Source organism: Olsenella phocaeensis, from assembly GCF_900120385.1.
Classification (GTDB): Bacteria; Actinomycetota; Coriobacteriia; order Coriobacteriales; family Atopobiaceae; genus Olsenella_I; species Olsenella_I phocaeensis.
The window spans coordinates 1,564,915-1,580,022 of sequence record NZ_LT635494.1 but is presented as its reverse complement, the minus strand read 5'-3'; the positions used below and the strand labels follow the sequence as shown (position 1 = coordinate 1,580,022).

General features: G+C 66.5%; 11 protein-coding genes and 1 other RNA gene. 11 read left to right on the top strand and 1 reads right to left on the bottom strand.

Features of this window, described 5'->3' with window-relative positions; genetic code table 11:
- A partial coding sequence (locus BQ7388_RS07735) for an AIR synthase-related protein (protein WP_234946899.1) occupies positions 1-1,243 on the bottom strand: 1,243 nt, incomplete at its 3' end.
- A gap of 89 nt (positions 1,244-1,332) precedes the next feature.
- Between BQ7388_RS07735 and pgi the strand changes: the two genes are divergently transcribed.
- The 11 genes from pgi to dnaX all read left to right on the top strand — a co-directional run.
- A complete protein-coding gene (gene pgi, locus BQ7388_RS07730; protein WP_072500178.1) occupies positions 1,333-3,027 on the top strand; it encodes a glucose-6-phosphate isomerase in 1,695 nt (564 codons plus the stop codon).
- A gap of 240 nt (positions 3,028-3,267) precedes the next feature.
- Entirely contained in the window at positions 3,268-5,937 is a 2,670-nt protein-coding gene (locus BQ7388_RS12695; RefSeq protein ID WP_200781449.1) for a C69 family dipeptidase, read from the top strand.
- A gap of 222 nt (positions 5,938-6,159) precedes the next feature.
- Positions 6,160-6,426, top strand: a complete 267-nt coding sequence (locus BQ7388_RS07710) for a hypothetical protein (protein ID WP_072500177.1) — start codon at positions 6,160-6,162, stop codon at positions 6,424-6,426.
- A gap of 29 nt (positions 6,427-6,455) precedes the next feature.
- Positions 6,456-7,286 (top strand): BspA family leucine-rich repeat surface protein, encoded by an 831-nt coding sequence (locus BQ7388_RS07705; protein WP_159430814.1) that lies wholly within the window; start codon positions 6,456-6,458, stop codon positions 7,284-7,286.
- A 94-nt stretch (positions 7,287-7,380) separates the two neighbouring features.
- Positions 7,381-7,782 (top strand): hypothetical protein, encoded by a 402-nt coding sequence (locus BQ7388_RS07700; RefSeq protein WP_009278332.1) that lies wholly within the window; start codon positions 7,381-7,383, stop codon positions 7,780-7,782.
- A gap of 133 nt (positions 7,783-7,915) precedes the next feature.
- Positions 7,916-8,011, top strand: an RNA gene (ffs, locus tag BQ7388_RS07695) — signal recognition particle sRNA small type.
- A gap of 124 nt (positions 8,012-8,135) precedes the next feature.
- Positions 8,136-8,804, top strand: coding sequence for a DedA family protein (locus tag BQ7388_RS07690; protein WP_062531568.1), 669 nt, complete (start codon positions 8,136-8,138; stop codon positions 8,802-8,804).
- A 27-nt stretch (positions 8,805-8,831) separates the two neighbouring features.
- A complete protein-coding gene (locus BQ7388_RS07685; protein ID WP_456319913.1) occupies positions 8,832-10,706 on the top strand; it encodes a glycoside hydrolase family 3 C-terminal domain-containing protein in 1,875 nt (624 codons plus the stop codon).
- Positions 10,640-12,967, top strand: coding sequence for a glycoside hydrolase family 3 C-terminal domain-containing protein (locus BQ7388_RS07680; protein ID WP_234946897.1), 2,328 nt, complete (start codon positions 10,640-10,642; stop codon positions 12,965-12,967). The genes BQ7388_RS07685 and BQ7388_RS07680 overlap by 67 nt, the downstream gene beginning before the upstream one ends.
- 72 nt (positions 12,968-13,039) lie before the next feature.
- Positions 13,040-13,531: a GtrA family protein gene (locus BQ7388_RS07675; RefSeq protein ID WP_009278335.1), complete on the top strand. Its 492-nt coding sequence runs from the start codon at positions 13,040-13,042 to the stop codon at positions 13,529-13,531.
- A 467-nt stretch (positions 13,532-13,998) separates the two neighbouring features.
- Positions 13,999-15,108, top strand: a 1,110-nt coding sequence (gene dnaX / locus BQ7388_RS07670) for a DNA polymerase III subunit gamma/tau (RefSeq protein ID WP_129583240.1), incomplete at its 3' end; no start/stop codon positions are given.

The window sequence follows — 15,108 nt, the reverse complement described above, 5'->3', positions numbered from 1 at the left end:
CGATGGCCCCGACGCCGAGGTCCGCCTGGGCCATGAGCGCGCCGAGCAGCGCCGCCACGGGCTTGCCCCAGCGCTCGGGCATGTCGCGCAGGCGCTCGAAGTACTCCTGGAAGGTGAGGTAGGCGTCCTGCCTCCTGAGGCCGGCGGCCACGAGGCGGCAGAGGGACTCCACGACGGAGAGGTACGCTCCCGTGAACTGGTTGGCGCTCATGAGGTAGGGGTTGAAGCCCCAGGCCATGCCGCTCACGCTGGTGGTCCGCCCGTCGACGGGGAGCTTGGCGACCATGGCCATGCTGGGCGTGAGCTGGGTGCGGCCACCGAAGGGCATGAGCACCGTCGCCGCGCCGATGGTCGAGTCGAAGCGCTCGGAAAGCCCCTTGTTCGAAGCCACGTTGAGGTCGCGCAGGACGGAGCGCAGGCGTTCCTCAGTGGTGGCGCCCTCCCAGGAGGGCTGCCAGCTGCCCTGGCGCTCGACGTGCACGACCTGGTGCTTGGCCGCGCCGTTGGAGTCCAGGAAGTCGCGGCTGACGTCCACGATGGTCTGGCCCTGCCAGCCCATGCGGAGCCTGCGCTCCTCGGTTACCTCGGCGACCACGGTCGCCTCGAGGTTCTCCTCCGCGGCATAGCCCATGAACTCGTCGACGTCGCCGGGGGCCAGCGCCACGGCCATGCGCTCCTGCGACTCGCTGATGGCGAGCTCGGTGCCGTCCAGGCCCTCGTACTTCTTGGGGACCGCGTCGAGGTCGATCAGGAGGCCGTCCGCGAGCTCGCCGATGGCGACGGAGACCCCGCCCGCGCCGAAGTCGTTGCAGCGCTTGATCAGGCGGCAGGCGTCCTCGCGGCGGAAGAGGCGCTGGAGCTTGCGCTCGATGGGGGCGTTGCCCTTCTGGACCTCGGCCCCGTCCTTTGCCAGCGACTCGACGTTGTGTGCCTTGGACGAGCCCGTCGCGCCGCCTATGCCGTCCCGGCCGGTGCGGCCGCCCAGAAGGACGATCTTGTCCCCGGGCGCCGGGGTCTCGCGCCGGACGTGGTGGCGCTGGGGGAGTTTGCGGCCTCCCTGGGGGACGGCCGCCAGAAGCAGCTCATGTGGGCGCGCCTCAAGAAGTTGCCGCCGCTGGGTGAGCCGTACTAGCCCAGGGCCGTCGGCGACGGCGTGCTTCGTGGTTCCTGGCGGGGGTGCTATGGCGGAAGCTCGTCCCTCTCGCCCTCGTATCGGGCTGGCACGGGGGTGAGGCGTTCCCAAGCATCTGCCAAACGTGACGTCCGGCCCATCCATTTGCGCTACGCTAGCTGTGTGTCCAGGGTTCTCTCATGGCGACCTAAGGAGCAGACATGGCAGGCGTTCCCGCACCTATTGACGCGACCCAGACCCCCGAGTGGCAGGCCCTCCAGGCGCACCACGACAAGCTTGTGGCGAGCGGATTCAGCCTCAAGAAGTCCTTCGCGAACGACCCCCAGCGCGTGAGGAAGCTCTCGTTCGACCTCGACGACCTGCACTTCGACCTCTCCAAGAACCTCGTGGACGACGAGACGCTCAAACTCCTCGTGAAGCTTGGAAGGGCCGTCGGGCTGGAGGAGAGGCGCTCCGCCATGTTTGCCGGCGAGCACATCAACACCACCGAGGACCGCGCCGTCCTGCACACCGCGCTCCGTCGTCCCGAGGCCGAGAAGGGCAGCCTCGTCGTGGACGGGCAGGACGTGGTGGCTGACGTCCACGAGGTCCTCGACCGCATGTACGCCTTCGCCGAGCGCGTGCGCTCGGGCGAGTGGAAGGGCGTGACGGGCAAGCGCATCACCGACGTCGTCTCCATCGGCATCGGCGGCTCAGACCTGGGCCCGGTCATGGTCTACGAGGCCCTGCGCCCCTATGCCGACGCGGGCATCAGCGTGCGCTATGTGTCCAACATCGACCCCAACGACATGGCCGAGAAGGTCCGCGGGCTGGACCCCCAGACCACCCTGGTCATCGTCGTCTCCAAGACCTTCACCACGCTCGAGACCCTGACCAACGCCCGCGAGGCCAAGGCCTGGATGCTCGAGGGCCTGCGTGCCAGCGGGGCCATCGACGGCTCGCCCGAGCAGGAGGCGGAGGCCATCGCGAAGCACTTCGTGGCCGTCTCGACCGCGCTCGACAAGGTCGCCGAGTTCGGCATCGACCCCCAGAACGCCTTCGGCTTCTGGAACTGGGTCGGCGGCCGCTACTCCGTGGACGCCGCGGTGGGCCTCTCGCTCATCGTCGCCTTCGGTCCCGAGCGCTTCAGGGAGTTCCTGGTGGGCTTCAACGACCTCGACCGCTACTTCTGCGAGACCCCGCTCGAGCAGAACGTCGTCGCACTCATGGGCCTCGTCAACGTGTGGTACGTCAACTTCTTCGGTGCGGAAAGCCACGCGGTGCTGCCCTATGACCAGTACCTGCACCGCTTCCCGGCCTACCTGCAGCAGCTCACCATGGAGTCCAACGGCAAGGGCGTGCGCTGGGACGGGAGCCCCGTCACCTCCGACACTGGCGAGATCTTCTGGGGCGAGCCGGGAACCAACGGCCAGCACGCCTTCTACCAGCTCATCCACCAGGGCACCCGCATGATTCCGGCGGACTTCATCGCCTTCGCCAACACCCCCAACCCCACCAAGGACGGGGACCAGGACGTGCACGAGCTCTTCCTGGGCAACTTCCTCGCGCAGACCAAGGCACTCGCATTTGGCAAGACGGCCGAGGAGGTGCGCGCCGAGGGCACGCCCGAAGAGATCGTGCCCGCCCGCTGCTTCACGGGCAACCGTCCCACGACCTCGATCTTCGGAGAGGCGCTGACGCCGCACGCACTGGGCGAGCTCATCGCCCTGTACGAGCACATCACCTTCGTCGAGGGGACGGTCTGGGGCATCGACTCCTTCGACCAGTGGGGCGTCGAGCTGGGCAAGCAGCTCGCCAAGCAGATCACGCCCGCCTTCCACGACGACGAGGCGCTCCAGGGCCAGGACGCCAGCACGAAGGCCCTCATCGCGTACTATCGCGCGCACAGGAAGTAGTAGCCCAGCGAGGGCGTCCCTCTCGCCTCCATGTCCGATGGTGAGAGGGCGCCCCTTCATATTCGCAGGGTCCTCCCTTGGCCCGCCGGCACACGTCCGGCGGGCTTTTTTGTCCCTTCAGCAGGAGAAGCAAATCGTTAATGACTGTTTCAGCTTTGTTTCGTTTATGCTGCGGAAGAGTGGTCTAGTTGGTTGGTCCCTGGCCTGTCGGGGGACCGCTGAAGAAGGGAGTCCGTGCTCATGCACAGGAGCAACCTGCTCAAGAGGTTCGCCGTGGCTTCGATGGCAGCCGCCTCGATTGCCATGGCGACGCCGGTCCAGGCACTGGCGTGCACTCAGGTCTACATCGGTCCCAAGCTCACCGCCTCGGGTGACGTGCTGTACGGCCGCGCAGAAGACTATGCGTCGCGCCACGTGAAGATTTTCGGGGTCCAGGAAGCCACCGATGGCAAGACCTACACCTCGGAAGAGAGTGCCTTCAATCGGACGGTGGGGAAGACCTACCGCTACACCTTCGTGCGCGATGCCCAGGCGGACTGGGGAGAGCTGGCACCACCCTATGCCGAAGCGGGCATCAACGAGAAGGGCGTGACCTGCTCCGCCACGCTCACCACCGACTTCAACAGCAAGGTCGAAGCGGTCGATCCAAAGACGAAAGAGGGCCTGGGCGAGTACAACATCGCGGACGTCGTGCTCGGTGAGGCCGCCACTGCCCGTGAGGGAGTGGAGATACTCGGCGACGTCATGGACAAGTACGGCGCCCAGGACTGCAACCAGATCTGGGTTGGCGACGCCAACGAGGTCTGGAACTTCCAGCAGCTCTCGGGACACCAGTGGATCGCCATCAAGATCTCTGACGACGTTGCTTCAATCAATCCCAACATGGGCAACCTGCAGTTCAAGGTCGACCTGGCCGACAAGAGCGTATGTCTGCATTCGGAGGGCCTCGAGGAGACCGCAAAGAAGGCCGGCACCTACGTGACCTTCGCGGACGGTGGCATGGACGTCGCCAGCTCCTACGGCGAGACCGAGTCTGGCGCGGGTCAGAACACGCGTTATGCACAGGGTCGCTCCTACTTCGGCAATCCCCTCACCGACGGTACCTTCGAGGTCGATACCTCCGGCAGGGTGAGCGGTGTCAGCCCCGAGGCACGTCTCCTCTTCTTTACTCCTGGTCGCAGTGACTACTCCCTCTATGACGCACAGCGTTCCCTTGCGGCCCGCGGCGAGGGCACGCAGTTCAACGCCAACGAGAACAGCAAGCTCTATGCCATTGGGAACAACCGGACAATCGAGTCCCACATCTTCCAGACTCGCAGGGGGATGAGCCCAGATATCGCCACCATCCAGTGGGAGGCTCTCTCTCGCACGGAGTTCAGCGTCTACCTGCCCAGCTACTCGGCGCTTCTCACCGAGGTTCCGGGAATCTATGACAACTTCGAGACCATCAATTTGAGCCATGTGGGGAAGAAGGAGTCCATCGACAGCGTCGAGACCGCTCTTACTGATGCGGACGACGACACCATGGACTACGTCATGATGGACATCAACACCCTGACGTACAACAACCGCAAGGCCTGCGCCGCCGGCGTCGCCGACTACCTCAAGCTCGTCCAGACCCAGATCAACGACCAGCACGGCATCGTCGACGAGTACATGCGGTCCCTTCCCGAGGGCGAGCGCGGCCACTTTGCCAACGAGGCCTTCGACGTCGTCTCGACCCAAGTGTTCGAGAAGATGCAGGCGCTGCGCACGGAGCTTCGCGACTACGTCAAGGCAGGGGACTTCTCCGAGCCCTTCGAGTCCAGCGACCTCGACGGCACGCTGTCCTATGCCTCCAAGGTGGTCCCTCCCACCATCACCCAGCAGCCCATGTCCGCGAGCTACGAGCAGGGCAGCGGCGCGGTCGCGCTCTCCGTCGCGGCAGACGGCCGCACGGACTCGCCCCTGAGCTACCAGTGGATGAAGTCAACGGATGGCAGCAGCTGGAGCAACGTGGGCAGCTCCGACACCTATGTGCCTCAGACCAGCACCGTCGGCGAGACCAAGTACAAGGTCGTCGTCTCCAATGCTGAGGGCCTGACCGCCGAGTCCGACGTCGTCACGGTGACCGTGAGCAAGCCCGTCGTCGAGCAGCCCGTCGGGACCATGTACCGCCTCTACAACCCCAACAGCGGCGAGCACTTCTACACCGCGAGCTTCGACGAGTGCGTGCAGGTCGTCTCGGCCGGCTGGCGCTACGAGGGCAGGGGCTGGACCGCCCCCGTCAAGTCCGGGACCCCGGTCTACCGCGTCTACAACTCCAACGCGGGCGACCACCACTACACCGCCAGCAAGGACGAGAGGGACGCGCTCGTGGTCCTCGGCTGGAGGGACGAGGGCATCGGCTGGTACTCCGACGACGCCCAGGGAGAGCCCCTGTTGCGCCTCTACAACCCCAACGCCACGTCTGGCTCCCACCACTACACGACGAGCCAGGGCGAGCATGACGCNCCCGTCGGGACCATGTACCGCCTCTACAACCCCAACAGCGGCGAGCACTTCTACACCGCGAGCTTCGACGAGTGCGTGCAGGTCGTCTCGGCCGGCTGGCGCTACGAGGGCAGGGGCTGGACCGCCCCCGTCAAGTCCGGGACCCCGGTCTACCGCGTCTACAACTCCAACGCGGGCGACCACCACTACACCGCCAGCAAGGACGAGAGGGACGCGCTCGTGGTCCTCGGCTGGAGGGACGAGGGCATCGGCTGGTACTCCGACGACGCCCAGGGAGAGCCCCTGTTGCGCCTCTACAACCCCAACGCCACGTCTGGCTCCCACCACTACACGACGAGCCAGGGCGAGCATGACGCCCTCGTCAAGCTCGGCTGGAGGAGCGAGGGCATCGGCTGGTATGGCGTGAAGGCAGGGTAGCCTCTCGCCAAGTCGTCTCTTCGGGGCGGGCCTCGCAGCTTGCGGGACCCGCCCCTGCTTGTGCGGGAAGAGCCATCCGCGACGACCGCGCGCCCTTCTCGCTCATGGAGAAATATCCACAACTGCGCGCATCCGCCCAGCGGTATTGTGTCGAGTGTTTGCCCAGGTAATATGCTCTCTGCCGGCTCCCCCACGGTTTTATATCCGGTTCGGAACTATTGAATGAACGTCAGAATCTACAACAGACAGGAGAGGGACATGGGCATGCCCCCGAATCCCGCAAGGCGGACGACAGGGCTACACATCAAGGACGTGGGCCGAGTGCTTCTGGCGTCCGTCATCGCGGCCTTCGCGCTGGCCGCTTCCATCCTCCTTCCCACGTCCGTCGTGGCGAAGACGGTCGAGGGAACCTTTGGCGAGGGCTGCTCCTACACGTTGGACGACGGGGGGAGCTCGTGGTCTTTCCGACCGACGGCGTCTCTGGCGTGATGGAATCGGTCCACGCGATTCCTGAAAACGTGACCAAGAGGGTCGTCGCCATAAGCATCAGGTCCGGCGTCAAGGCACCAGAGGACTCGAGCGAGCTCCTCAACCTCAAGGGACTCAAGATCGCGGACCTCAGCTGTCTCGACACGTCCTCGACCATCAGGCTCGCCAGCCTCTTCGAGGGTTGCTCCGAGCTGCTCTCGGTCGAGCTGGGCGGCATTGACACCTCCAAGGTTCAAAGTGTCGACCACATGTTCTACGCCTGCTCTTCGCTGACGTCCCTCGACCTCTCATCGCTGGAGTTCAGGAGCGTGAGGGTTGCCAACGCCCTGGTCTCCGAGTGCTATGCCCTTGCCGACCTGAGGCTGCCCAAGACCTTTGGCACGGAGCTGTGGGGCATGGATGCCATGTTTGCGGGAGACTCGCGGCTTTCTGCCCTCGACCTTTCTGCGGTTGACATGGGTGCCGTGGCCGAGGCCCTGCATGTGTTCAGAGACGTCGCCGGCCTGGTCGAGTGGAAGGTGGGGAAGGGCTTCCGTCCTGCCGTGCTGGACGAGCTCCCCAGCTCCCCGGACGAGCGTGGCTGGTGGTCCGTCAAGGACTCCCGCTGGTACACGAACGACCAGATCAAGTCCCAGCGCAGCGGCATGGCCGACACCTACCGCAGCAAGGGGGAGGAGAAGCCCGTCCCCGAGGAAAAGCCGCAGGGTCAGGGCTCGACGCCCAAGAACGAGGGGGGGCAAGCCCGCAGACCCGAAGCCTTCCAACCCCAAGCAGGACTCCGGCAAGCCTGCCGACCCCAAGCCCCAGGGCAAGGGCGGCGAGCAGGGCAAGACTCCCACAAAGCCCAGCAAGCCCAATAACGGTGGCGCCGCCAAGCCTAAGGCCGACCCCAAGCCCAACCAGAACCCAAAGCCGAGTCCCAAGTCCGGCAGGCAGGCCGTCCAGGCCCAGGCCATGCACCGCCTCTACAATCCCAACAGCGGTGAGCACTTCTACACCGCGAGCACAGGCGAGCGCGACGGCCTCGTGAGGGCCGGCTGGCGCTACGAGGGCGTGGCCTGGGTCGCTCCGACCAAGTCCGGCACCCCGGTCTTCCGCCTCTACAACAAGAACGCCGGCGACCACCACTACACCACGAGCAAGGCCGAGCGGGACAAGCTCGTGAGCCTTGGCTGGAGGTACGAGGGGATAGGCTGGTACTCTGACGACGCCAAGGGGCAGGCGCTCTTCCGTCTCTACAACCCCAACGCCAAGGCGGGGTCGCATCACTACACGGTCAACGCCGGGGAGCGCGACGGCCTGGTCAGGCTCGGCTGGCGCAACGAGAACGTCGGTTGGTACGGCGTCAAGGCCTAGGGCGCGCGTCCCTCTCGACTTCGAGGGCCCGGGCTGCCTTGGGTGGCCCGGGCCTCGTCGTCACGCTCGTGGCCGTTTGGTGTGAGCGGCACGCCTCACGTGCGACTTTGGTAGAGTTATCCCGCAAGCGCGTTGGGCGGGTTCGGGTGACGTCACACCTCGAACCTGGTCAGGGTCGGAAGGCAGCAGCCATAAGGGGCCTCTGGCGGGCACCCGTTCCCGCCGAGCGCGCTCCAGGGCGCTCCATGGCCACCTCGTGACCGGGAGCGCCTTTGTTATCTGGGGCACCGTTCCCTGGCTGACATGCTGGCACCCGCTCCTGCGGGTTTGCGCCGAAGGACTGGGAGAATAGCATGGGCTTCGTAAGCTTCATCGCCGAGCTGCTGCGCGATCCGCGTGCCGCCATCGCCAGCTGGATTGCCATGGGTCCGCTCGCCGCCTACGGTTTCGTCTTCCTGATCGTCTTCATCGAGACCGGCGTGGTCTTCTTCCCCTTCCTGCCAGGTGACTCGCTCCTCTTCGCCTCGGGGTTCTTCGCCAACGGCGGCGGCTTCGACATCGTCTGGCTGTTGGGGGTCGTGTGGGCGGCGGCAATCCTGGGTGACCAGTGCAACTTCATGATCGGGCACTTCTTCGGCCGTCGCATCATCGCCTCGGGCAAGGTGAAGGCCATGACGCCGGAGCGCGTGGAGAAGACTGAGGCCTTCCTCGACAAGTGGGGGCACCTCGCCATCTTCCTGGGGCGCTTCTTCCCCTTCATCCGCACTTTCGTGCCCTTCCTGGCGGGCGTGGGTGGCATGCACTGGCGCAACTTCGTGCTGTTCAACGTGCTGGGCGGCATCACCTGGTCCACCCTCTTCACCCTGCTCGGATACTTCTTCGGCGGCATTCCCTTCGTGCAGAGGCACTTCGAGCTGCTCATCGTGGGGATCGTCCTGGTCTCGCTCGTGCCCACCGTGGTGGGCCTCGTGAGGAGCCGCATGGGCAAGGGCAGCCGCCGCAATGGTGGGCACGCGGCGTAGGGCCGCATCCGATTGCCTCGGCCGGCCATGTGGGGCGTGTGGACCTCGTCCGCCGGCATCTCGACCTACCCGCCGCGCCTTCTCCCTCCTACCGCTAAAGTCGTGGGGAGAGGGGATTCCGTTGTGCGGGGAGGTTGCGTGGGCACATCAGACGAGCTTGCTCGAAGGATCGAAGAGACGCTGGGCCGCATGACGTTGGAGCAGAAGTGCGCCCTGCTCTCAGGGGGCTCCGCGTTCACCACGCGTGCCATGCCTCGATACGGCATCCCCGCCATGCAATTCTCGGATGGCCCCCATGGCTTGCGCCTCCAGGCGGAGGGAGCCAATCACCTGGGCATAGGTGGCAGCAGGCCCGCAACGTGCTTCCCCACGGCGGCCACCGTCGCCAACAGCTGGGACCCGGGCATGGGAGAGGCCCTTGGCCGCGCCCTGGGCGAGGAGTGTCTGGCCCAGGGGGTGAACGTGGTGCTGGGACCCGGGCTCTGCATCAAGCGGAGTCCCCTCTGCGGCCGCGACTTCGAGTACTTCTCCGAGGACCCCTACCTCGCCGGCAAGATGGCTGCGGCCTACGTGCGCGGCATCCAGTCGACCGGCGTCGCCGCCTGCCCGAAGCACTTTGCCGCGAACAGCCAGGAGACGAGGCGGCAGGCGTCGGACTCCGTCCTCGACGAGCGCACCCTGCGCGAGCTCTACCTCACGGCGTTCGAGATCGTGGTGCGCGAGAGTGGCCCCAAGTGCATCATGAGCTCGTACAACCTCGTCAACGGCACCTACGCCAACGAGAGCGTCAGGCTTCTCACCGACGTCCTTCGTGGCGAGTGGGGCTTTGACGGGGCGGTGGTCACCGACTGGGGCGGCTCCAACGACCACGTCGCGGGCGTGCGCGCGGGATCGACCTTCGAGATGCCCGACCCTGGCCTCTCGCCCGTGCGGGAGCTCGCCGCCGCCGTGCGAGACGGCCGCTTGGAGGAGTCGGTCGTGGACGAGCGCGCAAGGGAGGCCCTTGGCGTCATTCTGCCCACCTGCGTCGCAACCGCCTCGGCTGATGACGCCCTCGACGTCGAGGGCCATCATGCCATCGCACGTGACGTCGCCGCCAGCTCCATCGTGCTCCTCAAGAACGAGGCCACGGAACAAGGCGGACCCATCCTGCCCCTTGCCACGGGCACGAGGGTCGCGCTCGTCGGCGACTTCGCAAGCGTCCCTCGCTACCAGGGCGCGGGCTCGAGCCTGGTGAACCCCACCAGGCTTGATACGCTGCTCGGGTGCGTCGGGTGCTCCGGCCTCGAGCTCGTGGGCTTCGAGCCGGGGTACGAGCGCCATGGTGGCAAGGATGACGCCAAGGCCGCCGCGGCTATCGACCTCGCGCGTCGGGCCGAGGTCGTCCTGCTTTGCATGGGGCTGGACGAGCTGGCCGAGTCCGAGGGCATGGACCGTGACGACATGCGTGTCAATCAGAACCAGGTGGAGCTGCTCCGTCGGCTTTCGTCGGCGAACCCCAACGTCGTGGTGCTGCTTGTGGGTGGCGCACCGGTCGAGTGCGACTGGGCGGACGACACCCGCGCGCTCGCCTACCTCTGCCTGGGGGGCCAGGCCGGGGCAAGCGCGGCGCTGGACGTGGTCTGCGGTCGCGTGAACCCCTCGGGAAAGTTGTCCGAGAGCTGGGCGAGGCGCCTCGCGGACACGCCGACCGCCAAGACCTTCCCCGCAGGGGGTCACGTCGCCGCATATCGCGAGGGGCCCTACGTCGGCTACCGCTACTACCAGACCGCGGGCGTGCCCGTTGCCTTCCCCTTCGGNCCACGCGTGCCATGCCTCGATACGGCATCCCCGCCATGCAATTCTCGGATGGCCCCCATGGCTTGCGCCTCCAGGCGGAGGGAGCCAATCACCTGGGCATAGGTGGCAGCAGGCCCGCAACGTGCTTCCCCACGGCGGCCACCGTCGCCAACAGCTGGGACCCGGGCATGGGAGAGGCCCTTGGCCGCGCCCTGGGCGAGGAGTGTCTGGCCCAGGGGGTGAACGTGGTGCTGGGACCCGGGCTCTGCATCAAGCGGAGTCCCCTCTGCGGCCGCGACTTCGAGTACTTCTCCGAGGACCCCTACCTCGCCGGCAAGATGGCTGCGGCCTACGTGCGCGGCATCCAGTCGACCGGCGTCGCCGCCTGCCCGAAGCACTTTGCCGCGAACAGCCAGGAGACGAGGCGGCAGGCGTCGGACTCCGTCCTCGACGAGCGCACCCTGCGCGAGCTCTACCTCACGGCGTTCGAGATCGTGGTGCGCGAGAGTGGCCCCAAGTGCATCATGAGCTCGTACAACCTCGTCAACGGCACCTACGCCAACGAGAGCGTCAGGCTTCTCACCGACGTCCTTCGTGGCGAGTGGGGCTTTGACGGGGCGGTGGTCACCGACTGGGGCGGCTCCAACGACCACGTCGCGGGCGTGCGCGCGGGATCGACCTTCGAGATGCCCGACCCTGGCCTCTCGCCCGTGCGGGAGCTCGCCGCCGCCGTGCGAGACGGCCGCTTGGAGGAGTCGGTCGTGGACGAGCGCGCAAGGGAGGCCCTTGGCGTCATTCTGCCCACCTGCGTCGCAACCGCCTCGGCTGATGACGCCCTCGACGTCGAGGGCCATCATGCCATCGCACGTGACGTCGCCGCCAGCTCCATCGTGCTCCTCAAGAACGAGGCCACGGAACAAGGCGGACCCATCCTGCCCCTTGCCACGGGCACGAGGGTCGCGCTCGTCGGCGACTTCGCAAGCGTCCCTCGCTACCAGGGCGCGGGCTCGAGCCTGGTGAACCCCACCAGGCTTGATACGCTGCTCGGGTGCGTCGGGTGCTCCGGCCTCGAGCTCGTGGGCTTCGAGCCGGGGTACGAGCGCCATGGTGGCAAGGATGACGCCAAGGCCGCCGCGGCTATCGACCTCGCGCGTCGGGCCGAGGTCGTCCTGCTTTGCATGGGGCTGGACGAGCTGGCCGAGTCCGAGGGCATGGACCGTGACGACATGCGTGTCAATCAGAACCAGGTGGAGCTGCTCCGGCGGCTTTCGTCGGCGAACCCCAACGTCGTGGTGCTGCTTGTGGGTGGCGCCCCGGTCGAGTGCGACTGGGCGGACGACACCCGCGCGCTCGCCTACCTCTGCCTGGGGGGCCAGGCCGGGGCAAGCGCGGCGCTGGACGTGGTCTGCGGTCGCGTGAACCCCTCGGGAAAGTTGTCCGAGAGCTGGGCGAGGCGCCTCGCGGACACGCCGACCGCCAAGACCTTCCCCGCAGGGGGTCACGTCGCCGCATATCGCGAGGGGCCCTACGTCGGCTACCGCTACTACCAGACCGCGGGCGTGCCCGTTGCCTTCCCCTTCGGCTACGGCCTCTCGTACACCCGCTTCGAGTACTCCCGGCCCAGGGTTGCCGCGGACGTCGTGACCCTGAGCGTCACCAACGTCGGCAGACGCGCTGGCGCAGAGGTCGTGCAGCTCTACGTGTCAAAGCCGAAGCGGGAGGTGTTCCGTCCGGAGCAGGAGCTCAAGGGCTTCGCCAAGGTCTTCCTGGAACCTGGCGAGACCAAGGGCGTGACCATTGCCCTGGATGACAAGGCCTTCCGATACTTCGACGTGGGGACCGGGTCCTGGGAGATCGAGGGGGGCGTCTACGAGCTGCGCGTGGGAGCCTCCTGCGAGGACATTCGCCTGAGGGCGCAGGTCGAGCTTGCGGGAACGGGTGCCAAGAATCCCTATGAGGGCCTTGACCTGCGTTCCTACGAGACGGGCAGGGTCAAGGAGGTCACTGACGCAGAGTTCGTGGCGCTTCTCGGACGACCGATTCCGCAGGAGCGCGCCACCATCGATCGTAATACCTGCTTCTGCGACCTCATCCACGGGCGCAGCCCGCTCCTTTGGCTGCTCTGGTCCATTCTCAACCTCCTGCGCAGGGCGGGGGAGCGCCGCGGCGCGCCGAACCTCAACGTGCTGTTCATCTGGAACATGCCCCTGAGGGCGCTTGCCAAGAACGCCGGAGGGGTCTTCTCCATGGCCGCCGTCGACGGCCTGGTGATGGAGGCGAAGGGGTTTTGGGTCATCGGGCTGCTTCGCATGCTGGTGGGCATCGTCGCGAACATGGTTCGCAATGCGGTTCAAGCCGGTCGGCTGGTAAGGGAAGTCACCTAGCGGCGCGGCCGTCGGCGAAAAGAGGAAGTAAGCTGGCGCAAGCGGAGTGGACGGACGAGAGGGGACGTGCTCATGGGCTTCGGGGAATGGACGAGGAAGAACGAGGGCCTCTGGCAGTTCATCCTGTTCAACCTGCTGTCCAATATCTCCACGGCCACGCGCTTCGCCTGCACCTGGGTGGGGACAGCGGTGTTCGCTGGCCTCACGACCGAGTTCCACTTCCTCATCTTCAACTACCCGTCTTCGGGCGGCGGACTTGGCGCCTTTGTCACCTTCCTGGTCGCCGAGGTGGCCGCCCAGGTGGTGAACTTCTTCGTCCAGATGAGGTTGGTCTTCAGGTCTGACGCGGACTTCGCACAGTCTGGTCCCAAGTACGCCGTGCTGGCCGTGCTGATCGTGGTCGTGAACCTCGTGCTTCCGGGCTACGTGCAGGACTTCTGCGTCAATTCGCTGGGGCTGTCCAGCGGGCTTGCGGCAACGGTGGCGTCGGTGGTGAACACGCTCCTTGCCGTGGTGGTGAGCTTCCCCCTGCTCAAGTTCTGGATCGCGCCGGCCGCGAGGTAGGGGCCTGTGTCGCGCCGGCCGCGAGGTAGGGGCCTGTGTCGCTCGCGCCACGGGGCAGTGCCCTGGATCGCGCCGGCCGCGAGGTGGGTCATCGCATGTCCTCTTGCGCAGCACCCAAGTCATCGCGCTCCTCTCGCCCCTGCGTTCTCTATGCATTTTCCTGAAGCTGTTCGACAAAAGCCCAGGTAGATTTTGGTCGAGTTCAGGAGAAGGCATAGAGAACGGCGTGCGTTTCAGCAATCGGCATAGAGAACGACAGCAGTTTCATGAGAAGGCATAGAGAACGTCAGGAGGAGGCATAGAGAACGCGGGAGGGGGGCGCAAGTCGTNAGAGGTGGATAAGAGACAGGCTCCGGGGCCTTCAATGCGGGCCGCTGCAGTCGGGGGCGCCCGCGCGGGCCGGGGCATACATGACCGTGCCCCCGCGCGGCTATACTTGTGGCTCGGACAAGAGGCGCGGAGGTCAGATGGAATCCCTGTATAGAAAGTATCGCCCGCAGACCTTTGCGGACGTGGTGGGGCAGCAGCATGTGGTGGGCACCCTGGAGCGCGCGGTGCTCGAGGGCAGGCAGAGCCACGCCTACCTCTTCTGCGGCCCGCGCGGGACGGGCAAGACCACCATGGCCCGCCTGCTCGCCAAGGCGCTCATGTGCGAGAGGGGCGCAGGCCAGCTGCCCGATGGCAGCTGCGAGCAGTGCAGGCTCATCGCGGCCGGGAAGCATCCCGACGTCTACGAGCTCGACGCGGCCTCACGCACCGGCGTCGACAACGTGCGCGAGGAGATCATCAACAGCGTCGGCTACGCGCCGGTCCGTGGCCGCTACAAGCTCTACATCATCGACGAGGTCCACATGCTCACGACGACGGCGTTCAACGCGCTGCTCAAGACCCTCGAGGAGCCCCCCAGCCACGTGGTCTTCGTGCTCTGCACCACCGACCCGCAGAAGATTCCCGCCACCATCCTGAGTCGCGTCCAGCGCTTCGACTTCCATGCCATCGCCCACGAGGACATCCTGCACCAGCTCCAGAAGGTGTGCCAGCAGGAGGGCTTCGGCTACGACCCGGCTGCCCTCGAGCTGGTCGTCCGTCACGCCCGTGGGGGCATGCGAGACGCGCTCTCCACCCTGGAGCAGCTCTCGGTCTTCGGCGGGGGACAGGTCTCGGCCGAGGCGGCGCGCGACCTCCTGGGCGAGGTGTCGGGTGCGCAGCTCGCGCAGACCTCGCTCGCATTGGCAAGGCGTGACGTCGCCGCGCTCTTTGGCGAGGTGGCGACTCTGGTTGACGCCGGGCGAGACCTGCTGCAGTTCTCCCGCGAGCTGGCCGCGCGACTGCGCGACTGCTATGTGGTCGCCGCCGTCGGGGCGAGGCCCGGAGTCGTCGACCTGCCGGAGGACGAGCTGCGCGCTCTGGACGAGGAGGCGGCTGCCTTCGGGTCGCCGGACCGACTGTCGCGCGCGCTCGGCATCATGGGGGACGCCTCGAGGGAGATGAGGACCGCCACCAACCAGAGGCTCGTACTCGAGGTGGCGCTCACCCGGATCGCGCGGCCCAAGTCCGACCTCACGCTGGACGCGCTC